This window comes from Haloferax sulfurifontis, from assembly GCF_014635105.1.
GTDB lineage: Archaea > Halobacteriota > Halobacteria > Halobacteriales > Haloferacaceae > Haloferax > Haloferax denitrificans.
Map to the genome: position 1 here is coordinate 1 of NZ_BMCI01000010.1, position 17,829 is coordinate 17,829.

At 63.1% G+C, this 17,829-nt stretch carries 31 protein-coding genes; 5 read left to right on the top strand and 26 right to left on the bottom strand.

Features of this window, described 5'->3' with window-relative positions; translation table 11 throughout:
* Positions 1-224: 224 nt before the first annotated feature.
* Complete coding sequence (locus IEV64_RS18985; protein WP_007273949.1) at positions 225-1,400, top strand: Cdc6/Cdc18 family protein; 1,176 nt, start codon at positions 225-227, stop codon at positions 1,398-1,400.
* 56 nt (positions 1,401-1,456) lie between these two features.
* On the opposite strand, the gene IEV64_RS18990 is transcribed toward IEV64_RS18985, so the two are convergent.
* From IEV64_RS18990 to IEV64_RS19025, 9 genes are all read right to left on the bottom strand, one after another.
* Positions 1,457-2,131, bottom strand: a complete 675-nt coding sequence (locus IEV64_RS18990) for a hypothetical protein (protein ID WP_007273948.1) — start codon at positions 2,129-2,131, stop codon at positions 1,457-1,459.
* Positions 2,132-2,221: 90 nt separating this feature from the next.
* Complete coding sequence (locus IEV64_RS18995) at positions 2,222-2,473, bottom strand: hypothetical protein (RefSeq protein ID WP_049920430.1); 252 nt, start codon at positions 2,471-2,473, stop codon at positions 2,222-2,224.
* Positions 2,474-2,579: 106 nt separating this feature from the next.
* Positions 2,580-2,969: a hypothetical protein gene (locus tag IEV64_RS19000; protein WP_007273946.1), complete on the bottom strand. Its 390-nt coding sequence runs from the start codon at positions 2,967-2,969 to the stop codon at positions 2,580-2,582.
* 66 nt (positions 2,970-3,035) lie between these two features.
* Entirely contained in the window at positions 3,036-3,470 is a 435-nt protein-coding gene (locus IEV64_RS19005; RefSeq protein ID WP_007273945.1) for a hypothetical protein, read from the bottom strand.
* Positions 3,471-3,541: 71 nt separating this feature from the next.
* On the bottom strand, positions 3,542-3,856 hold the full coding sequence (locus tag IEV64_RS19010; RefSeq protein ID WP_007273944.1) for a hypothetical protein: 315 nt from the start codon (positions 3,854-3,856) through the stop codon (positions 3,542-3,544).
* Positions 3,853-3,978 (bottom strand): hypothetical protein, encoded by a 126-nt coding sequence (locus IEV64_RS20010; protein ID WP_268237552.1) that lies wholly within the window; start codon positions 3,976-3,978, stop codon positions 3,853-3,855. The genes IEV64_RS19010 and IEV64_RS20010 overlap by 4 nt, the downstream gene beginning before the upstream one ends.
* Positions 3,975-4,307: a hypothetical protein gene (locus IEV64_RS19015; RefSeq protein WP_007273943.1), complete on the bottom strand. Its 333-nt coding sequence runs from the start codon at positions 4,305-4,307 to the stop codon at positions 3,975-3,977. Before IEV64_RS19015 ends, IEV64_RS20010 begins: the two co-directional genes overlap by 4 nt.
* Positions 4,308-4,380: 73 nt before the next feature.
* The gene (locus IEV64_RS19020) at positions 4,381-4,536 is read right to left on the bottom strand and encodes a hypothetical protein (RefSeq protein WP_161618812.1); all 156 of its coding nucleotides are present in this window, start codon (positions 4,534-4,536) and stop codon (positions 4,381-4,383) included.
* 13 nt (positions 4,537-4,549) lie between these two features.
* Positions 4,550-4,783: a DUF7389 domain-containing protein gene (locus IEV64_RS19025; protein ID WP_007273942.1), complete on the bottom strand. Its 234-nt coding sequence runs from the start codon at positions 4,781-4,783 to the stop codon at positions 4,550-4,552.
* A 147-nt stretch (positions 4,784-4,930) separates the two neighbouring features.
* Between IEV64_RS19025 and IEV64_RS19030 the strand changes: the two genes are divergently transcribed.
* Positions 4,931-5,248: a hypothetical protein gene (locus tag IEV64_RS19030; RefSeq protein ID WP_152420694.1), complete on the top strand. Its 318-nt coding sequence runs from the start codon at positions 4,931-4,933 to the stop codon at positions 5,246-5,248.
* A gap of 18 nt (positions 5,249-5,266) precedes the next feature.
* Here IEV64_RS19030 and IEV64_RS19035 read toward each other — a convergent pair whose 3' ends face one another.
* On the bottom strand, positions 5,267-5,644 hold the full coding sequence (locus tag IEV64_RS19035) for a hypothetical protein (RefSeq protein ID WP_188425026.1): 378 nt from the start codon (positions 5,642-5,644) through the stop codon (positions 5,267-5,269).
* A gap of 188 nt (positions 5,645-5,832) precedes the next feature.
* On the opposite strand from IEV64_RS19035, the gene IEV64_RS19040 reads away from it, so the two are divergent.
* The 3 genes from IEV64_RS19040 (at position 5,833) to IEV64_RS19050 (ending at position 7,958) form a co-directional block, all read left to right on the top strand.
* A complete protein-coding gene (locus tag IEV64_RS19040) occupies positions 5,833-6,087 on the top strand; it encodes a hypothetical protein (protein WP_188425028.1) in 255 nt (84 codons plus the stop codon).
* 186 nt (positions 6,088-6,273) lie between these two features.
* Positions 6,274-7,149 (top strand): transcription initiation factor IIB, encoded by an 876-nt coding sequence (locus IEV64_RS19045; protein ID WP_083874882.1) that lies wholly within the window; start codon positions 6,274-6,276, stop codon positions 7,147-7,149.
* 221 nt (positions 7,150-7,370) lie between these two features.
* Positions 7,371-7,958: a hypothetical protein gene (locus IEV64_RS19050; RefSeq protein WP_188425030.1), complete on the top strand. Its 588-nt coding sequence runs from the start codon at positions 7,371-7,373 to the stop codon at positions 7,956-7,958.
* Between the two features lie 254 nt (positions 7,959-8,212).
* Here IEV64_RS19050 and IEV64_RS19055 read toward each other — a convergent pair whose 3' ends face one another.
* The 16 genes from IEV64_RS19055 to IEV64_RS19130 form a co-directional block, all read right to left on the bottom strand.
* A complete protein-coding gene (locus tag IEV64_RS19055; protein ID WP_007274041.1) occupies positions 8,213-8,626 on the bottom strand; it encodes a DUF8115 family protein in 414 nt (137 codons plus the stop codon).
* 2 nt (positions 8,627-8,628) lie between these two features.
* A complete protein-coding gene (locus IEV64_RS19060) occupies positions 8,629-9,480 on the bottom strand; it encodes a ParA family protein (protein WP_007274040.1) in 852 nt (283 codons plus the stop codon).
* 93 nt (positions 9,481-9,573) lie between these two features.
* Positions 9,574-9,903: a hypothetical protein gene (locus IEV64_RS19065; protein WP_007274039.1), complete on the bottom strand. Its 330-nt coding sequence runs from the start codon at positions 9,901-9,903 to the stop codon at positions 9,574-9,576.
* The gene (locus IEV64_RS19070; RefSeq protein ID WP_007274038.1) at positions 9,904-10,167 is read right to left on the bottom strand and encodes a hypothetical protein; all 264 of its coding nucleotides are present in this window, start codon (positions 10,165-10,167) and stop codon (positions 9,904-9,906) included. It abuts the gene before it with no gap.
* Positions 10,160-10,375, bottom strand: a complete 216-nt coding sequence (locus IEV64_RS19075) for a hypothetical protein (RefSeq protein WP_007274037.1) — start codon at positions 10,373-10,375, stop codon at positions 10,160-10,162. Before IEV64_RS19075 ends, IEV64_RS19070 begins: the two co-directional genes overlap by 8 nt.
* Positions 10,376-10,463: 88 nt before the next feature.
* Positions 10,464-10,697: a hypothetical protein gene (locus IEV64_RS19080; protein WP_007274036.1), complete on the bottom strand. Its 234-nt coding sequence runs from the start codon at positions 10,695-10,697 to the stop codon at positions 10,464-10,466.
* Complete coding sequence (locus IEV64_RS19085; protein ID WP_152420705.1) at positions 10,690-10,962, bottom strand: hypothetical protein; 273 nt, start codon at positions 10,960-10,962, stop codon at positions 10,690-10,692. The genes IEV64_RS19080 and IEV64_RS19085 overlap by 8 nt, the downstream gene beginning before the upstream one ends.
* A 328-nt stretch (positions 10,963-11,290) precedes the next feature.
* A complete protein-coding gene (locus tag IEV64_RS20015) occupies positions 11,291-13,903 on the bottom strand; it encodes a DNA cytosine methyltransferase (RefSeq protein ID WP_188425032.1) in 2,613 nt (870 codons plus the stop codon).
* Positions 13,900-14,193, bottom strand: coding sequence for a hypothetical protein (locus IEV64_RS19095; RefSeq protein ID WP_007274022.1), 294 nt, complete (start codon positions 14,191-14,193; stop codon positions 13,900-13,902). Before IEV64_RS19095 ends, IEV64_RS20015 begins: the two co-directional genes overlap by 4 nt.
* On the bottom strand, positions 14,190-15,083 hold the full coding sequence (locus IEV64_RS19100; RefSeq protein WP_007274021.1) for a DUF6884 domain-containing protein: 894 nt from the start codon (positions 15,081-15,083) through the stop codon (positions 14,190-14,192). Before IEV64_RS19100 ends, IEV64_RS19095 begins: the two co-directional genes overlap by 4 nt.
* Entirely contained in the window at positions 15,073-15,510 is a 438-nt protein-coding gene (locus tag IEV64_RS19105) for a hypothetical protein (protein ID WP_007274020.1), read from the bottom strand. Before IEV64_RS19105 ends, IEV64_RS19100 begins: the two co-directional genes overlap by 11 nt.
* A complete protein-coding gene (locus IEV64_RS19110; protein ID WP_007274019.1) occupies positions 15,507-16,091 on the bottom strand; it encodes a hypothetical protein in 585 nt (194 codons plus the stop codon). The genes IEV64_RS19105 and IEV64_RS19110 overlap by 4 nt, the downstream gene beginning before the upstream one ends.
* A complete protein-coding gene (locus IEV64_RS19115) occupies positions 16,084-16,302 on the bottom strand; it encodes a hypothetical protein (RefSeq protein WP_007274018.1) in 219 nt (72 codons plus the stop codon). Before IEV64_RS19115 ends, IEV64_RS19110 begins: the two co-directional genes overlap by 8 nt.
* Complete coding sequence (locus tag IEV64_RS19120; RefSeq protein ID WP_007274017.1) at positions 16,295-16,903, bottom strand: hypothetical protein; 609 nt, start codon at positions 16,901-16,903, stop codon at positions 16,295-16,297. The genes IEV64_RS19115 and IEV64_RS19120 overlap by 8 nt, the downstream gene beginning before the upstream one ends.
* Positions 16,900-17,370 (bottom strand): hypothetical protein, encoded by a 471-nt coding sequence (locus IEV64_RS19125; RefSeq protein WP_152420704.1) that lies wholly within the window; start codon positions 17,368-17,370, stop codon positions 16,900-16,902. Before IEV64_RS19125 ends, IEV64_RS19120 begins: the two co-directional genes overlap by 4 nt.
* A complete protein-coding gene (locus tag IEV64_RS19130) occupies positions 17,357-17,806 on the bottom strand; it encodes a hypothetical protein (protein WP_152420703.1) in 450 nt (149 codons plus the stop codon). Before IEV64_RS19130 ends, IEV64_RS19125 begins: the two co-directional genes overlap by 14 nt.
* Between the last annotated feature and the right edge of the window lie 23 nt (positions 17,807-17,829).

Genomic DNA, 17,829 nt, shown 5'->3' on the forward strand with positions numbered 1-17,829 from the left:
TGTCCTCGGACGGTAGATTATATCTTTTGGTCCCGGCAAAATGCTGTTGGCGAGACGGAAACCAGACTCTCGCCGCGACTAACAGTGGAAAACCGGGGTGAGGGGAGTATATAAACAACAGGAACAGTAGAAACAGTGGAACGGGTGGTTTTATGTGAATCTCACGTGTGAGTGAGAATAGGTAGTCTCCGACACGGGGTCGGAGAAAGAGAGATGACACGACGATGTCCGACAACATATTCTCAGGTGTGAACCAGTCGGTGTTCGACGACCGTAGTGTGCTGTCCGAGGACTACACGCCCGAGCGCATCTTGGAACGTGACGACGAAATCAAACAGTACCGCGACGCCCTCGCGCAAGCGATTTTCGGCGATGCCCCGAGCAACGTCATGGTCTACGGGAACACGGGCGTGGGAAAGACCGCCGTCACCGATTTTGTCTTGGACCAGCTCATCGAAGCGGCGGCCGAGCACGACATCCAAATTGACGTTCTCAATGTCAATTGTAACGAATCGTCCGCGTACAACGTCTCACGCAAGCTAATCAATCAAATCCGGGGCCACAACGAAAAACAGTTCCCGAAGACCGGACTCTCGACGCAACTCGCCTACGAAACGCTCTACGAGGAGTTGCACAGTCTCGACGGCGATGTGGTATTCCTGGTCCTCGACGAAATCGACCACATGTCAAAGGCCGATTCGTTTCTGTACGACCTCCCTCGCCAAGCATCCGATACGAGCGACGAGAACCTCCCGCTGACGTTGATCGGAATCGCGAACAACTTCGCGTTCCGCCAGACGCTCTCTGCAAAAACCAAGTCGACGCTCCGCGAACGTGAACTGAAGTTCCCTCCATACAACGCAAACGAACTCAACTCAATCCTATCGGACCGCAGGGACAAAGCGTTCGTCGACGGTGCTGTTGAGGAGGGCGTCATCGAGTATACGTCGGCCCTTGCGGCACGCGATTCGGGGAACGCTCGCCAAGCACTCGACCTGCTCGACGTCGGCGGCGGGCTCACGCTAAGCGATGGGCGAGACACCGTCACCGTTGACGACATCGACGCCGCGAAAAAGCAGATTGAACGGGGCGAGTTGGAGAGTAGCCTGACCACAATCACTGAGCATCAGCAGATAGTGCTCATAACGCTCGCGCGGCTCGAAGAATCGGACAAGACGCCAGTCCGAGTCAAACGTCTCTACGACTCGTACGAGCGCGTCTGCGAGGAGATGCGGAAAGACCCACTCACCACGACGCGGGCTATCCGGGACCACCTTGGAGAGTTGGCGATGCAGGGCTTTGTCGACCACTACGAGCGCAACAACGGCCGTCGCGGAGGTCGGTACAACGAGTACGAACTTGCCATTCGTCCGAAGTTCGTCTTCGAAATTCTCGACTAACGTCGGAAACGTCGGGTGTGTTTTCGGGAGAATCAGTCTCGTCGGGACCGACGGGTTCACACCCACCCGTTGAGCGCGGTCTGGCCGGCGTCGTCGACGGCGGTCTGGTCGGCGTCGGTCTCTTCGGTCGCGTCTTCGAGGGCTTCGAGGTAGTGCCAATAGCCGTTCTGGAAGATGCTGGTCGTGTCGCACGAGTCGAAGCCCGCGCGGTAGGCCCACACGAGTCCGCCCGCGCCGCCTGGATTTCCAACGTGCGTTCGGAGGTCGCGGTCGCGGGCCTTCGCAACGATCTGTTCGCCGAACGCGCGCTTCCAGCGGACCGGGCCGCCGACGAACACGCCTTGGCACCCGGCGATGGCGTCGAACTGTTCGTCGAGCGGGAGGCCCGGCTGGAGCACCCAGTAGCGCATCAGCTCGCCCGAGCGAAGCGGGAGCGGGCGTTCGTAGAGCCATTCGAGGTGGCGGCGGACGGTCGCCTCGGCGTCGCCGTAGACGTCGGGCATCACGACGAAATCGGGGTCCATCGGCATCTCAAGCATCGAGCGCTCGATGGCGTTACACCACGCGTCGCCGTCGAAGTCGCCGGTGTATGCCCCGTTATCGAGGAAGTAGTGCGCGTCGTGGGGCGTCATCTTCGCCGGCGTCCACCCGTAGCCGTGGGAGTGCGACGGCGCGTGTTCGCGGGCCTTCCGGAGGTTGTTCGGCGACCCACCGGTGTAGTACAAGCGCATACTGACGTAGGCGCGGCCTCGTACTTAAGCTCGGGACTGGCGGCCTCGACGACGAGTCAAAAAGTAGGTCTTGGGTTGCGTGGCGTGGGATTAGTCGGACGGGACCGCGGCGGGCGCACCCCGCTTCCGAAGGACCGAATCGAACGTGTCCGTCCAGACGAGCGAACCGTAGATAGACAGCTCCTCCTGAGAACCGTCTTCGGCGTCAATCTCGTAGACGGACACGACCTCATCGCTCGCGTCCGCTCGGGCGAAGATGGTCCCATTGCCGACCATCTTGCAGTCTCCTCCCTCAATTGCCTCTATGGCGAAGGATAGCCCCAGTTGTTTTCTATCTGCCATACTGTCTTTCGAGTCAATCAACCGTGATAACTGTTTGCCATATCAAACCGCTAATTAAGCCGCGTTGTCACTTCTACTAGTCGAAATCGTTAGATGAGAAACAGAATCAGATGGGTTGGAACACAATCATGTCGTCGCCCGCGAGGACGGTGAGCTTCATCGGATTTTTCCCATCCGAGCGCTCCCGGACCTCCTCGGGGTCGAGGCCCAAGTCTTCGAGCGCTCGTTCGGGGATGTTCACGCGATAGCTTTCCCCGCTCTGATTTCGCTTGACATGGATTTTCCGCGTGTTTTTGTCCACGACCTCGTCGGCGTCGTCCGCGGTCCACATACCGGGGAGGACGCCCATGTCTTCGATTGCGTGGATGTCCAAGAACAGCGACCCGCCGCTCTTGTCGATTCGATTCATCGCTTTCGTTATCGCAACCGTGTATGCGCCGCCTTGGTATCTGATGGCCGCGAGGTCAACGGGTTCGATTTGTATGTCTTCGGTCATAGTGGAACTCGCACGTCCTGCCGACGCGCGCCATGACTGACTAATAGTCACGCCAGTTGAAATATGTTACGCCACTGCCGGAACTGCCACTCCGTCGGCGAGGAGGACCACGAGACGGCTCACTTCGACCGTGAGCGTGCCGTCGTCGAGGACGGCGACCCACGCACCGCGCCGTTGCCGAATCGACGAGACGCGGCGCTCGGTAGCTGGTGAGTCCTCGTAGGTGTAGCGGACCCCGACGACCGCGGTCGCGAGCGCCGCGGGGACGCCGTTCGTGCCGGTGTCGTGGTTGAGGTTCGGTTGGCGGCGCGTCCGAGCTTCGACCGAGCGGAGGGATAGGCCGTCGTGGAGTGAGCATGTCGCGGTCTCGGCGGTTCGTTCGACGAACCCGAAGGCGAACAGCTCGGTTTCGACGTGGAGCGTCCGGTCGTGGCGGTCGGCCCACTCGAACGTCAGCGGGTGGGACGTCTTCGTGTCGGGAGTTGTGAGAGCGTTTCGCATAGATGCACCGGGCGTTTCCGCCCGGTCACTTTACCCCCGGAATCGGTTAAAAATCGTAGTGTCGTGGCCCGTTACTGCTGTGCGGGCTTGATGTCGATGTACTGGCGTTCGGGGTCGTCAACGACCCCATCGACGATGCGCGTCGCTTCGACCGCGGACACCACCGGGTCGCCCGACTTGAACGGTCCCGAACGCTTGTAGCCAGACATGAGCGCGAACGTGTTGCCCACGATGATGATGCACACCGTGTCCTCCCCGGTGATGCCGGACGGCGAGAACACGCGCGTCCGGGTCCGGGTGAGCTTGACGTACTCGGCCATGTTGGCCACGGTCCACTCGCTATCGTCGTCGAGCAGGTCGCGGGCGCGGTCGGCGACGGCCTTCATGCCGGCACCTCCGGGGCGTCGACGAGGACCGTGCCGCGCATCGGGCACAGCCCGAGCGTGTAGCCGTCTTCGTCTACCGTCGTCGCGTGGTCCATCTCACAGATGTCGCACCAGAAGGTCATTTCTGACCCCGCGAGCGGACGCGCTTGAGGAGCAGGGGGTCGATGCGGTCCTCGGGGAAGTCCTCGGGAATGTCCCGAATCCCGAGCGCGAACGCCGCCCGGCGCTGGTGCTTGCACTTCGCGCGGCGGAAGTACGAGTCGTCGCAGTTGCATTGCCCCTCAACGAACGACACAATGTACTGCGTCGAACTGGAGTAGACGGCGGCCTCCGAGTCGCTCCACGCGTCGGGGTCTTGGGCGTACACGGTCATCCGCTCGGTCAGGGCGCGCACCGTGCGCGGTTCAAACGAGTCGAGTTCGTCAGATTCGGTTGGGTTTGGTTCTGCCATAGATGCTTCAGGGGCTTTCGCCCCGTGTATGACTAATAGTCACACCACAATAAAAATGTTTCTATTTGGCCGGCTACCTGATGCCGAATAACTCGGCGAGCAGGACCGAACCCAGTCCAATCGTGACGCCGGCGGCGACCGCAAACACGACCGATAGCGCGAGCGTCAGGACCGCGAGCGACCAGTCGGGAACGCCGGACGTCAGTTCGACCGCGAAAGAGGCGTCCACGGGCTCCCCCGACCTATTCGTCGGCGTCGGGTTGGAACTCGCGGGCGTCGCCGAGACTCTCCTTGACGAGCGCGATGAGCTGGTCCTTCTCGCCCTCGACGTCGTCGAGCGTCGGGCGGGCGAGGGTCGCTTTCACGCGGTCCTCGTTCCGCGTGCCCGTGCCGCGCTTGGAGCGCACTTCGAGCGCGCAGTAGCTACCGTGTTCTTCGACCGATGCTTCGATTTCGTCGTTGTGGTTCTCTGCCATAGATGCTTGGGGGCTTCCACCCCCTGTATGACTAATAGTCATCTCCCAACTTATACCTTTCTATACACCACGGCCACTTGGCATAGGAAGACTTAAGACAGATGGTGACTATTAGTCATATACGGGGCGAAAGCCCCGAGACAACCAATGGCTGGTACCCCAACCAAAGAGCAAATCGAAGCCGGTTCCACTATGGACCGGTTCGACGCGCTCACTGACGGATTGAAACAAGGCGCACCCGGCGACGAGTTCGCCATGAGCTTCAACTTCGGTGAAGTGACCCTCGTCATCACCGTCAAGAAGGTCGCTAACGGGTTCTTCCTGTCGGCCTACAACGCCTCGAACGACGGCAAGTGGGTCACTGGTGACCTCTACGAGCACAAGAACCCTCTGCGTGCCGCGCTCGCCGAAGCGGTCGGCGACGCCGTTGCCGAGCACCTGAGAAAAACCACCCTGTTCGAATAGCGAACCGGGAACTATTTTTTAGCCGTCATCACTGAGCAGTTCGTCTGGGACGTCGAGCATGGCTTTGTCGGCGGGGTCGTCGCGGTCGCGAGCGGCCGCAATATCGTACACGCGTTCGAGCGCTCGCACCAGCTCGTTCTCACGGTTAGCCATGTAAATCGGCGAGTTCCCCGCGTCGCCGACCTTCTTGACCGCACCGAGGTCGATGAGGTCTTCGGCGTTGTCGTACCACGCGTTCTTGCTGAGGCCAGCGGTTTCACAGATGTCGGTCGGATTCATCGGAACGCGCGCGTCCAGTAACGCGCGGAGAATCGACACCTTCGAAACGGGCGTCAAGAGCTTCTCCAGAGCGTTTTCGGAACTTCCACCGCCGTCATACTCCAAATCCATTGCCATACTCTGGATTAGTTGTCATGCCACATAAGCCGTTGGTTCAAAGAAACAGCACCGTTTGCCGCAAAGTATTGTCCCGACCAACTAAACCAAAATATTTATTAATCTCGTATGACTATTAGTCACTAATGGAGGTGAAACAGATGGATTCAGAATCCGAAGACAAAGTTCGGGCAACGATACTTGTCAAAATGCACCGTGAAGGCTTCTACAAGCCGCGAGCGGTCGGTATCGGCACTATCGCTTCGCTCGGCATCCCGTCGAATCTTCGCGCCGACGCGGAGGACATCGCGAAGGACATGGCCCAATCGACGGCCTATCCGGTCGTGTTCAAGCGATTCGGTCGGAGTATCATGCTCCGCGAGAACTCGCAGGAATGGGTGGCCGCGGCGATTCGAAGCCACGGGGGAGATTCGGCCGTTCCGTGGGACCTCAGGCGGTTCTAACCGCCGGCCGCGGCGTATAGCACGCGACTGTTGAGGCAGTCGCGAACCATCCCCATTGGGGATTTGCCGCCACCGTGTGTAACTCTTGCTCGACGAGCGTCGGCTTTGATGGCCCAACACAACCAAAGGACTTATTACAAAGTGTGACTATTAGTCATATACGGGGCGAAAGCCCCTGAAGCATCTATGGCAGGAATCCACTACCCAACTCGAACCGTTGCATCACCCACGACCACGTGCCCCGACTGCGGCGCGACCCCCCGTCAGATGGGCCACGAGGTCGTCTGCCCCGAGTGTTCGGCGGTTATCGAAGACTCCGCGTTCGACCACGGCCCCCAGTTCAGCGGCACGCGCGAGGAGATTCGCAAAGAGTCGCGCGTGGGAGCGCCGACGACGATTCGCCGCCACGACCGAGGCTTCGGGTCCGAAATCTCGTACCAGTCGGACAACAACTCGCTTGCGATGCACCGGATGCGCATCCAGCACAAGCGGGCGAAGGTCGAATCGAAGCGTCAGCGATGCCGGATGTTCGGCCTCGGCGAAGCCAAGCGCGTCGTGCAAGCGCTCGACGGCGGCGACGATGTCACCGACCGGGCGTGCTACATTTTCCGCGCGGCACACGACGCCGACCTCGCGAAAGGCCGGAGTCTCGAACGCCTCGCGACCGCCGCGGCGCACATCGCGCTCCGCGAAAACTCCATTCCCCGCTTCGCTTCGGACTTCGACGAGGTCGCGCGTTGCGACGCCGAAGCCGTGATTTCGACCGCGAAGGACATTCAGCGCGAACTCGACAGCATCGCGGTCCCGCCGCTAACGCCCGCGGACCACGTTCCGGCCCTCGCGTCTGAGTTCGACATGAGCAACGACGACGAACGCCGTGCGCTCCGCATCGCTATCGACGCCGTCGAGGACGGCACCGCGTCCGGTCGCTCGCCGAGCGCGTTCGCCGCCGCGTGTGTCTACGCCGTCCAACCGGAGCTGACGCAAGCCGCGGTTGCCGACGCCGCGGAGACCTCCGTCAACACGCTTCGTACCCACTGGAAGGTGATTCGAGACTTCTAAAACGAATTGTTGACACGTCCGGCGGAACTGGTATTCTGACCGGACGTGTAGACGACCCGGCAACCTATAGTTCGGCTTAGGATTGCACGGACTGCGACTGTACAACTGTTGTTGTGCGTATTATGTCTTTGGCCCCGGCAGTTCCATCAACACCCCAACAAAACACTTATTACAACAACTGACTATTAGTCATACACGGGGCGAAAGCCCCTGAAGCATCTATGGCTACCAACACCCCACACAACGCGGCGGAACCAGACCACCGAGTCACCGACCCCGTCACCGACGGCGGCCTCGCCTCAATGGAGGCACGGTTCGCCGGGCAAGTTCACAACGTCTGTCTGAAACTCGGCGTCGACGAAGACACCGCGTCAGAGTTGGCGCTGTCGCTCGTCTCTGACGGCGTACTCGCCGACGACACCGCGGCCATCGCCGATGCGCTCGACCGCTTCGACGTCCCGCACGACGCCCGTGTGGCCGCGCTCGCGGTCGTCGAGGAGCGCACGATGTCCCGTGGCGAACTCGCGGCTATCTCGAACGAGCTGACGCGCGGCGACGCCGTCCGCGTCGAGACCACCGGCGGTGTGAGCCGCCACCGCGTCCTCGACGCACCCGGAGCGGACGACCTCTCAGTCGTCTACCCGCTCATGGTCGATACGGCGACGCCCCCACGAGCGGCCATCGGCGGCCTCCGCGTCCCGGCGCTCTCGCCGGTCGACATCCCGCACGTCGTCCACGGCGACGACATCGCGCCCGTCCTCCGCATCGACCGCGTCGACCGCTACGCCGGTGTCGGCGACCGGCGATAGGCACCGCCGTCGACGACAGCCCCGCTCGCCGAGTTCCATTCCGACTCTTTTTGTATGGCCCGAAGCTATCCGTGAGTGGAGGCTTCGCCTCCGAAGGCACCGTCCGATGCTTGGGTATCAGCCATAGATGCACCACATAGCTTCCGGGTGCCTTTCTCAGGAACTACACGACGAGCTGTGGCGACGCACACACAATCTGTTTTAGCAAACTGTAAACAAAAACAGTAAACAGAAACCGTTTTAGAAAACTGGATTCAGAAACCGTCGTCTTCTATCTGCGAGCGCTTGAACCGGCGCTTGCCCTCGGTCGCCGCCGCGAGTTCGTCGCTCGCGACATCGCTTAGGCCGATGCGGATGAGCGCCTTGAGGACTTGCGCTTTCGAGTCCGCGTCACCGTCGCGGTCGAGACGCCCGAGCGCCCGCCGGCCGACGTCCTCTAACTCGCCGGTCGTCTCCAGCGCCGCGAACAGCGCCGCGAGGTTCCCGTCCCGGATGGATAGCGTCTCGATGATGTCACCCTCGTCAATGTCGTGGTACGCGGCTTCGACCGCGCTCGCGAGGTCCGGGCCGTCGCCGGCCGCCGTCTTGCGCGCCGGCTGGCTGGTGTGGCGCTTCTCGCTTTTCTTACTCTGTAGCAGTTCCTCGGCCTTGGATTGGTCGTCGGACATGGTTAGTTGGAGATGTTGGTCAGCAGGCGGTCGGCGTTCTCTCGGTACGCGTCGAGCGCGCGGTCAGCGCTCGCGAGTCGGTCGTCATCGTCGAACCCGAACAGCGTGTGGCCGGCATCCTGCCCGTTGCCGACGCCCGCGGTCGCCGGGATGGGCTGGCCGAGCAGTTCGGGGTGGCTTTGCTCCAGCTCGTCGACGAACTCGTCGTGGAGCGACACGCGGCCGTCGACCATCGTCGCGAACACGAGCGCGAGCCGGAGGTCGACGCCGAGGTCGTCGTTTATCTCGGCGAGCGTCGCTTCGAGCTTCTGCAGTTGGTTCTCCTCGAACGCGCCGGGCTTCAGCGGCGCGATGACGTTCTCTGCCGCAAAGAGGCCGTTGAGCGCGATGTTGTCCTCCTTGCCGGGGAGGTCCATTAGCACGAGGTCGTAGCGGTCGCCGAGGTCCTCGTCGATGAACGAGCGCAGGAACTCGTAGCGCTGTTCGACGACGACGTTCGCGAGGTTGTTGTCCGCGCCGCCGAGGCCGGGGTCTGCGGGGATGAGGTCGGGTCCTTCCGCCGTCTCGAACACCATGCGCTCGACGACATTCGAGATGTCCGGGACGTTCTCGCGAATGAAGTCCCAGTCGCTCCCGAAGACCGCGGAGATCGGCGCGTCAACGTCCCCCGCGACTTCGCCGAGGCCGAACTGCGTGGCGAGGTCGTTCTGCGTTCCTGCGAGGTCGATGAGCAACGTGTCGAGGCCGTGGTCTTGGCACGCCGCGACCGCGACGTGCGCGGCCGTCGTCGTCTTCCCGACGCCGCCTTTCTCGACGTACGTCGCCGCCGTGAGTGGTCTGTTTTTGTTTGCCATCTCTGTTTCCTGTTTTTGTTTACAGCAAACATAAACGTACTCCAAAAACAGTTTTCCGAAACGGTGGTCGGAAACGAACGCCGACCTACCGCGTCATCGCGGCAGGTGCTTCGAGGTCGGCGTCGGCAGGCCCTCGATATACTGGAAGCCGCGGTGTCCGCCGTCGGGCCGGTCGGGGTGGTCGAAGCGGACGCTTTCGAGTGGTGTGAACCAGATGCGGCCGGCCTCCAGTTTCGTTATCATCGCCTCGGCGTAGATGAGGTCGCCGTCGTGGAAGAACACCCGAGCGCGTTCGGCCGTCTGCCGTGGCGTCCCGCCCACCCGCCAGTAGGCCCGGTCGCCGGCGTTGAGTGGGCCGAGGAACTTGTGGGCCGTGTCCTCCCGACGCGCGTAGATGAGCACGTGCTTCGGCTTGTCGGCCACTCACACCACCTCCGCGAGTGTTGTTTGCGTCTCGTTGTCGGGGTCTTCGAACGTCTGGCCCCGTGGGACGTGGTCGGTGATATTTCGAACGGGCTTCCACCCCCCGAGTGCCGGCGACCCGCGGATGCAAACCCCGATGAGCTTTCCCGAGTACATCGCTGTCTTCCGTTCTTCCATCGGTTCGATGACGCGCCACTCGGATGGCGAATCCGCGAGTTTCACGAGGTCGCCCGGCTTGATGCGCTCGGGGTCGATGTCAGTCATCGTCGGCCTCCGCTTTCTCCCGAAGGAACGCCGCGAGTTCGTCGCTCGGCGTCGTGCCGTGGCGGTCCTTGTCGTCTTCGGCGAGTTCGCGGATGGTGGCGCGCGCCTCGTCGATGAGCTGTGCTTGGTGTTCGGTCTCGGGGTTGATGCAGTCCAGGTCGCCGAGGATTTGGTAGCAGGCTTCGGCGATGCGCGTGTCTCTGCTCATGGTGTGTCTGTTGCGGTGGGTTGGTTGGCAGTCGATTCGAGGACCGGGTCGCGGTCCCACGTCTGCCCACAGTGCTTGCACCGGACGGTCATGGCCGGCCTCCGGTTTTCGTCACGCGCCCGCCGCGAACCTCGTGGGCCTCTTTCGGCGTCCACTCGGCGGGTTCGTCGGCGCGGTCGTCGTCAGACCGGACCTCGTGAACGACGTCGACGTTGCCGTCGTCGTAGACGACCAGTCGGATTCGGTGCTCGACGACGGCCGACCGGCGGTCGTAGCTCACGTAGGGCGCGTCCTCCCACGACGCCAGTAGCCGCTCAGTCATCCGACCACCGCCCGGCGCGCTCGGCGAGTCGCCAGTTCTGGTAGGCGTTTCGCGTCCCGTGTTCGAACAGGAGCGCCGAGAGCGCGACGTAGGCGCTCACCACGACGGTCGCGATGAACGGCTCCGCGTGCCACGTCTCGTAGAACAGCGCGGCACTCAGGCCGAGCATGACCGTCAGCAGGCCACTCCCGTAGCCGTACTCGGTGTCGTGAACGGTCACGAGTTCGAGCGTCGGTGGGCGCTCGCCACGTTCGGGCTCAGACACGATGGGTCACCGCCCACGGCTTGTTTGTGAGCGCCTTTGCAACCGGACACTCCGCGAGCCCGTTATCGTGCTCGTCAGGGCGCTGGTGACGGACCTCGCAACCACAGGCAGGACACACGCGACGCGAATCGGATGCCGACGCCTCAGTCACCTCGACCACCTCACAGACACGTCCGCTTTGGCTCCGCAAGTCGGGCACTCATGAGGCCCGTCGAGTGCGATAACCGTGTCACAGTACGGGCACCGGGCGGCAAGGCCGTTTTGACCCACTAACAGTTCGCCCGAGGGGTACGCATCCGGACCATCCATGTCCTCAGCAGTCGGCTTGTCAGTCATCGGCTTCGACCCCCTGTTCGTTCGCGAACGTGTGGAGCGACGGCGCGTCGCCCGTCAGGAGTTGGTTGACGAGGTTCTTCGCGAGGTTGACCGGCACCGCGTTCCCGATTTGTTTCGTGACCTGCGTCTTGTTGCCGACCAGCTCGTACTCCTCGGGGAAGCCCATCGCCGCGGCGAGTTCGCGCGGCTGGAGCATCCGGAAGCGGATGTCGAGACCGAGCGGGTAGAGTTCCGGCACGACCAGCGCGAAGCGCGCTTTCGTCGTCACGGTCGGAAGCGGGTCGTCGAGCGACTGCGCGCGACCGTTGCCGTAGTATTCGATGAGGTACGGCGTCACGACATGGCCGTCGTGGTTGTTGGCCGTGACCGTGTGTAGCGGGCGCTCGTCGGGTGTGTAGGTCCCGTTGGAGTGGAGGCCGCCGTGAACCATGTTCCGCGGCAGGACGAACGCCTCGGGCTGGTAGAGGCCGATAGCACCGCGCGTCGCGATGGTCGGAAGCGGACGCTCGTCCACGTCGCGGGCGACCGACCCGCCGTGCTGACCGAGGACGTACGGCGTGCAGAGCGCGTACTTGCCGCCGTTCGCCGTGATGGTGTCCATCGGTTCATCGACCGACTTCGCCGTCGACGTCCCGTAGTATTTGACGAGGAACGGTTCGCATCGCTGTTCGGCGACTTCGGGCACGTCGTCGGCGTCGACGATGTCCGCTTGCATCGCGTTGACCTCCGGCTTCCCGAGGTCGTCGATAACGTCCGCGAAGGGTGCGAGGTCGTCGTCGCAGTGGCGGCGGATGCCTTCGGCGATGCGTTGCATCGTGTTGTTCACGAGCGGCCGCGAGCGCTCCCAGATGGACTCGCCGCGGTCGGACCAGTCGATGACCTCCGATGCCGGCCGCCACTCGTCGGTCCCGTCGACGCCGGCCTCCGAGTGGGTCGGCTCGGGGAACTCCGCGCGCTTGCCCTTCCGACCGACGACGAACAGCCGTCGGCGCGAGGTCGCGTCGCCGTAGTCCGCGGCGTTGAGCACTCGCCAGTCCACCGAGTAGCCGAGCGCGTGGAGCGTGTTGACCCACGCCTCGAAGATGTCGCCGTTTCGACTCGGTGACCCCTCGTCGTCGACCGGGCCCCAACTACTGTTGTGGGCTACGACTCCGTCAACGACAAAACTGTGGTCATCTTCCACAGTCAAGTCGTAGACAGTTGTAGATTCCTTGGCGGGCTCAGTTTTGACAACACGCGTCCAGCGCTGTCCGTCCTCAGCAAAGGTCGAATTGTTCTCTTCAACCGAGAGTGTCCAGTCCCAGCCGACAGTATATGTCGTTTGATGATTTTCATTTTCTTTCTCTTGTGGCGATGGGAGACTTGCGGCGACTCCCAGCGACTCTAAGACATGTTTGATTCCCAGAGCGAGTTGCTTCGAGACGCTTGTTGCGCTCACGCGGCCGTGGGAGTCGACCGAACCGTCCGCCTGTTGATAACCCTCTACGAGTGCCCTTCGGTATGACTCAGGCAATCCAAACACCCACGCTGGGATTGTTTTCCCGCCTGCGTATTCGCCAAAGTGTTCTTTGAGCCAATGAGCCAAATCCTTGGCCGTGGTCTCGTAGACGTAGGTTCCAGTCTGTTTTCGTGTTTGTTTATTCCAACTGAGGTATTCGACCTCTTCAAGTTGGTCTTGGAGCACTGTGTTTTTACCGGCGATACGGAGGCCATGTGGTGGGTCCGGGCGGTTTCGTTTGTGGAACCAACCGTCACCAAGCCAAAGTCCGACCATTCGCCAGAACGATTCGTCGGCCTTTTTGATTCTGTCTGGTTTACTGGGAATTTCCAACTGTCCGGACCCAAACGACTGCGGTGTGGCCCAGAAGTACCCGTTGTACCTCTCCTGATAGGTGGTTTCATGCTCCGGCACTAACTCGCTGGCAGGTACCCATTCAGGTTCGCTGAATGCTTGCACATGCCGACCACTCTTTCCTCCCCAGCAGTCTGCTTCAATTTCACGCGCATAGAAGTGATGGTCTGGGGTACATTCCACAAGGCGGTTTGATCGGCCAGAGATGGTGACCGTCTTGTCTTCGCGTTGAGTAGTTCCGATGACCTCTTTCCAGCGGCCTTTGTGGGTGAGAACGCGTGTTCCAACCTCAACATCTTGGATTGGAACGGGACCATCCTCTGTCAACACCATCGAGTCCTCTGGGAAGCAGAACTCCGGCACGTTCTCGACGAGGAAGTTCTGCACGTCGAGCTTTTCGAGCCAGTCGACGACGTGCCACGGACTCGCCCGTGACTGCTCGTTGACGGGCTTCCCGCCCCGAGCGATGCTGAAGTGCGTACACTCGGGCGCGGCGATGAGCAGGTCGACCGGGCCGTCGCCGGGTGCGACATCCGGCGGGTGGAGTTCTTCGACCTTCGCGTTCAGGTGGGTCGCCCACGGGTGGTTCTGTTTGTGCGATTCGATGGCCGTCGACCAGTGGTTGACCGCCGTGAGTTCGACATCGCGGTCGAGTTCTTCGCAGGCGAGCGCGAGGCCGGTCGAGAGACCGCCAGCGCCGCAAAACAGGTCAACTGCCGTCACCGGGTCGTCCGCGTGTTCGTGTGTGCTCATTCGTTCCTCCAAACCGTTTCGTGAGATTCGTTCTCGAAGACGCGCTGTTCCGTCTCGTGGGTGTTACCCTCTTGTTGGACGCGAATCTTCGCGTGATACCAGTTGTAGCGTGGCTCCTCGCAGGTGTAGGACCACTCGCAGTCGAGACAGTCGACGATGTACGCGACCGAATCGTCGGCGCAGTCGTCGCACAGCATCTTCCCCGACCGCGGGCCGGCCCGGCCGACGTTGAACGGCGCGTAGTCGCCACAGTTCGCACAGGGCGCGCCGCGGGTGCTGTCAGCGCTCATCGGGACTCGCCCCCGTCGGTCGCGAGCGCCGTCGCGGCGTCGACCTCCGACACCATCCACCCGCGTTGCTTCCCGATGCCCGTCAGTCCCTCAACCTCGCGGAACGGGAATGACACGTCGAGCGACCCGCGAACGCGGAGCGCGTCGAAGACGCCACGTTCGCGGAGCGGCTGTTCGTACTTCTTGCCGAGCAGGACCTGCAGTTCGACATCGCGCGGGTCGACGCCGTTCGCGGCCGCGTCAAGCCACTCCGAAAGGTGGTTGTGAACCTCGTAGGCCCACAGGTCGAGTTTGGTCCGCACGGCGTCGCCCGACGGCAGGCGTCCGTCGTGGTCGACCGGCACGCCGCGGTGGTCCGACGGCACCCGCTCGTAGTCCGGGATGCCCTCGGTCGGTTCGAGTAGGGCGTACTCGGCCGAGATGACACCCCAGTCGTCGCCGATGGTCTCGGCGTACTGTCGCTTGTTCGTCCAGTAGCCGCCGCGGTAGCGGTCCTTCGCCGGGAGTAGGCCGTCGTTCTTGTGCTTCGACCCGGAGCATCCGACCGCGACCAGCGTGAGTGGGTCTCGGTCGCGGTAGTCGTCGATGGCCTCGGCGACCGACTGGCAGTAGCCCATCCCGTAGCTGACGCCGTCGACCGTCACGCTTCCTCTGTCGATGTCCCCGACCAGTTCACGGGCTTCAACGATGTCGCGACAGTCGATTGCCAGCCGGGCAGGCATGAGGTCCGGGACGCGAACGTCCGTGAGGAGGTCCATGAGGAGCTGGTACAGCGGCCGCTTCGATGCCGGCACCGTCGCGACGCCCCGAATCCCGTGAACCCAGTGGCTCGAAACCGCAAGGTCGCCGTTCGGGAGTTCGTGTTCCCGCGGCGTTGGCTCACTCGCCATCCGACCCTCCGAGGTCTTCGAACGTCGCTTGCCCGGCGCTTACGGGGTTGCCGGCGACTTCCGACGGCCGGTAGTGCGCGTCCGACCCCATGATGTTCGTCAGGAACGTCCGAATGCTGTCGTCGACGGTCCCAATCGCGTCGGGGTCGCGCTTCAGAAGCGGTTCGTCCTGCTGAATCCGGGCCAACACGGTGAACCAGCCGCGAGCGCGGTTGTAGTCCGCCGCGCGGCTCTCTCGGACCTCCTCCTCGCTGTCGTGGAAGATGCCCGGCGACAGGTCAACGAACGCGTCGAACGGCTTGTCGAGCGCCTGTTGGCCCTGCTCGATGGCGAGACACGGGATGCACCGCGTGAGCGGCCCCCGGTCGCTGTCGAGCGTGTACGCGAGGTCCGACGACCCGCAGTAGTCGCACTCGGCGTCGCTCATGTCTCGGACTCCCCGAGGTCGTGAACCTCGATGGTGTCAGCGGGGTAGACCGACAACGGCGTGTACGTCCTGACGCCGTCTGCGTCGCGGTCCGGCTCCAGTTCTTCGGCCGCGCCGTCGGGTGTCTCGTAGAGCGCCGTCCCGTCGTCTCGAACGTCGACTTCCGTGCCGTCGTCGCCGATGAAGACCGGCAGGTCACCAGCGTACAGCATCAGCTCCGGTAGCCACTCGTCGTCAACGCGGACCGCGAGACGCCGACCGTCGCCGGGTTCGTAGACCGCGCGGTCGTCTCCAGCGCTCTCGTAGTCCTCCAGCGTCGCGCGCTCACCCTTGCCGTCTGGCGGGTCGCCGAAGATGCACTCGTTGCACTCCGATACGGGCTCGTCACCGACCGGGTAGCGCGTCGCCGTCTGCATGTTCTCGCCGCAGGTGTCGCACGCCCACTCCTCGCGGTCGTGCAGCAGGCCCGCGACTTCCTCGTCGAGGACCTCGCGAACGCCGTCGACGTCGGCGGCCGACAGTTGGAGGTCGTCGCGAAGCCGCTGTTCGACGCGCGTGAGGACGTCGGCCGCCTCACTCATCGTCGAACACCCGCCCTTTCTCGTGCATGTGCTCAACCGCAACTGAGCCCTCGATACCGAGCACCTCCGCCAGCGCGCCGACGTTGCCCGCGAGCTGAAGCCGCGTCTCGATATCGTCTGTTCTGAGAAGCGCCGCCACACACTCTTCGAGTTCGGCGCGGACCTCGGCTTCCGACATCATGTCGGTTTCGAGCAACGGGTCCTCACTCATCGGCGTCACCGCCGCGGACGAACATGGTCGCCTGACACTCGCACTTGCCGGTCCCGCACTCGGGGCACGGACTCCGGAACTCGCGGTAGATGCCGTCGAGCGTCGCGACGGCCTCGAACCCACGCGACTCGAACAGCGGGGCGCTGTCGTAGGTCGATTCGCGCCGCCATGAGACTGCGACCACCGCGTCCGCGTCGGCCTCCTCGAAGTCGTGGAGCGCGTCGTCGACGAGGCTTCCCGCGATGCCTGCGGACTCGCACCCGTGGCGCGTCGCCACCATGTCGATGATGCCGACCACGTCGTCGTCAGCGCCGCCGTAGTAGTCGTGCGCGTAGGTGTCTGCCGCCGCCCCGGTCGCGAACTCGTAGACCGTGTAGCCGAGCACCCGACCGTTGTGGACGGCCACCCGCCCGCGAGCGCCGTAGCGCGGCGCGAGAGCTTCGGTCAGCCACTTCTCGTCGCGGTCGGTCCAATGGCCGAAGCCGGTCATCCAGATGCCGCGGACAGCACCGGCGTCGTGGTCCTGCATCGCCCGCGTCTGGTAGCTGTTGTACCACTCGCCGGCCGGGGCCGTCGACGGCCCGTCGCGAGCGTTCGTCATCGCTGGCCCTCCTGTGCCCGCGGGTCGACACTGTGTATCGCGTGGTAGACCACCTTGATGTCGTCCTCCCACGCGTCGCCGTCGAGGATGACCGCACCCGCGATTTCGCGGTGTATCGTCTCGAGACAGCGCTCGCGCTCGGCGTCCGTCTCTGGGCGGTAGCGCCCGCCCTTCTCGACGTAGCCGTTGAACTCCCGGAAGTGCCACACGCCGTCTTCGAACCGGTGGTCGGTGATGCGAGCGCCGTGGACTCGCCGCGCGACGACGTCCATCTCGCTGACGACCTGCTCGACGACCTCTGCGGTCGGGCGCGTCCCTTCAGCCATGTGCTCGCGGAGCGCCGCGACGGCTTCGGTGTCTGCGTTCCCACGAAGCGTCTCGCGGGCGCGCTCGTCGGGCACGAGGCCGGTGTAGCCGCCGTTTGCCGCCATCTCCTCGGTCCGCGTCGTCGGCTCAGTTGTCGACACGCGGCTTCACCCCCGTCAGCTTCCGCAGGTCGTACTGTTCGTCGAACAGTTGGTCGCGCTCCTCGCGGCGCTCGTCGCGGAGGTCCTCGTAGACCGCGATGGCGCTCTCGATGCGTTCGAGACGGTCGTAGTGCGACTCGACGGCCCGGACCATGTAGCCCGCCCCGGCGACGAGCATCATCCGCGCGTCCATCGCGACGATCTGTTCGGTCTCGTAGCCGAGTTCGGTCAGCCGAGTCACGAGGTCGTCTTCCAGGTCGTCGGTCGGACCCTGTTTGACGGCGCTCGCGAAGACCGTCCGAAGGACGTCGTCGTCTGCGAGGAAGCGAACGCTTTCGATGTCGCCGGCGTCGAGCGTCACGTCGTCAGTTGGGTGGCTGTGCTTGCTGGTCGTGGTGGCGATAGGCGGTGCCACCGTCGGTTGGTTGGTTGCCATCTGCTTTCTCCAAAGCCGACGGC

Bases quoted from the DNA above. Each gene is read 5' to 3' on its own strand.
- IEV64_RS18985 (WP_007273949.1), top strand. From the start codon at position 225: ATGTCCGACAACATATTCTCAGGTGTGAACCAGTCGGTGTTCGACGAC.
- IEV64_RS18990 (WP_007273948.1), bottom strand. From the start codon at position 2,131: ATGCGCTTGTACTACACCGGTGGGTCGCCGAACAACCTCCGGAAGGCC.
- IEV64_RS18995 (WP_049920430.1), bottom strand. From the start codon at position 2,473: ATGGCAGATAGAAAACAACTGGGGCTATCCTTCGCCATAGAGGCAATT.
- IEV64_RS19000 (WP_007273946.1), bottom strand. From the start codon at position 2,969: ATGACCGAAGACATACAAATCGAACCCGTTGACCTCGCGGCCATCAGA.
- IEV64_RS19005 (WP_007273945.1), bottom strand. From the start codon at position 3,470: ATGCGAAACGCTCTCACAACTCCCGACACGAAGACGTCCCACCCGCTG.
- IEV64_RS19010 (WP_007273944.1), bottom strand. From the start codon at position 3,856: ATGAAGGCCGTCGCCGACCGCGCCCGCGACCTGCTCGACGACGATAGC.
- IEV64_RS20010 (WP_268237552.1), bottom strand. From the start codon at position 3,978: ATGACCTTCTGGTGCGACATCTGTGAGATGGACCACGCGACGACGGTA.
- IEV64_RS19015 (WP_007273943.1), bottom strand. From the start codon at position 4,307: ATGGCAGAACCAAACCCAACCGAATCTGACGAACTCGACTCGTTTGAA.
- IEV64_RS19025 (WP_007273942.1), bottom strand. From the start codon at position 4,783: ATGGCAGAGAACCACAACGACGAAATCGAAGCATCGGTCGAAGAACAC.
- IEV64_RS19030 (WP_152420694.1), top strand. From the start codon at position 4,931: ATGGCTGGTACCCCAACCAAAGAGCAAATCGAAGCCGGTTCCACTATG.
- IEV64_RS19035 (WP_188425026.1), bottom strand. From the start codon at position 5,644: ATGGCAATGGATTTGGAGTATGACGGCGGTGGAAGTTCCGAAAACGCT.
- IEV64_RS19040 (WP_188425028.1), top strand. From the start codon at position 5,833: ATGCACCGTGAAGGCTTCTACAAGCCGCGAGCGGTCGGTATCGGCACT.
- IEV64_RS19045 (WP_083874882.1), top strand. From the start codon at position 6,274: ATGGCAGGAATCCACTACCCAACTCGAACCGTTGCATCACCCACGACC.
- IEV64_RS19050 (WP_188425030.1), top strand. From the start codon at position 7,371: ATGGCTACCAACACCCCACACAACGCGGCGGAACCAGACCACCGAGTC.
- IEV64_RS19055 (WP_007274041.1), bottom strand. From the start codon at position 8,626: ATGTCCGACGACCAATCCAAGGCCGAGGAACTGCTACAGAGTAAGAAA.
- IEV64_RS19060 (WP_007274040.1), bottom strand. From the start codon at position 9,480: ATGGCAAACAAAAACAGACCACTCACGGCGGCGACGTACGTCGAGAAA.
- IEV64_RS19070 (WP_007274038.1), bottom strand. From the start codon at position 10,167: ATGACTGACATCGACCCCGAGCGCATCAAGCCGGGCGACCTCGTGAAA.
- IEV64_RS19075 (WP_007274037.1), bottom strand. From the start codon at position 10,375: ATGAGCAGAGACACGCGCATCGCCGAAGCCTGCTACCAAATCCTCGGC.
- IEV64_RS19080 (WP_007274036.1), bottom strand. From the start codon at position 10,697: ATGACTGAGCGGCTACTGGCGTCGTGGGAGGACGCGCCCTACGTGAGC.
- IEV64_RS20015 (WP_188425032.1), bottom strand. From the start codon at position 13,903: ATGAGCACACACGAACACGCGGACGACCCGGTGACGGCAGTTGACCTG.
- IEV64_RS19095 (WP_007274022.1), bottom strand. From the start codon at position 14,193: ATGAGCGCTGACAGCACCCGCGGCGCGCCCTGTGCGAACTGTGGCGAC.
- IEV64_RS19100 (WP_007274021.1), bottom strand. From the start codon at position 15,083: ATGGCGAGTGAGCCAACGCCGCGGGAACACGAACTCCCGAACGGCGAC.
- IEV64_RS19105 (WP_007274020.1), bottom strand. From the start codon at position 15,510: ATGAGCGACGCCGAGTGCGACTACTGCGGGTCGTCGGACCTCGCGTAC.
- IEV64_RS19110 (WP_007274019.1), bottom strand. From the start codon at position 16,091: ATGAGTGAGGCGGCCGACGTCCTCACGCGCGTCGAACAGCGGCTTCGC.
- IEV64_RS19115 (WP_007274018.1), bottom strand. From the start codon at position 16,302: ATGAGTGAGGACCCGTTGCTCGAAACCGACATGATGTCGGAAGCCGAG.
- IEV64_RS19120 (WP_007274017.1), bottom strand. From the start codon at position 16,903: ATGACGAACGCTCGCGACGGGCCGTCGACGGCCCCGGCCGGCGAGTGG.
- IEV64_RS19130 (WP_152420703.1), bottom strand. From the start codon at position 17,806: ATGGCAACCAACCAACCGACGGTGGCACCGCCTATCGCCACCACGACC.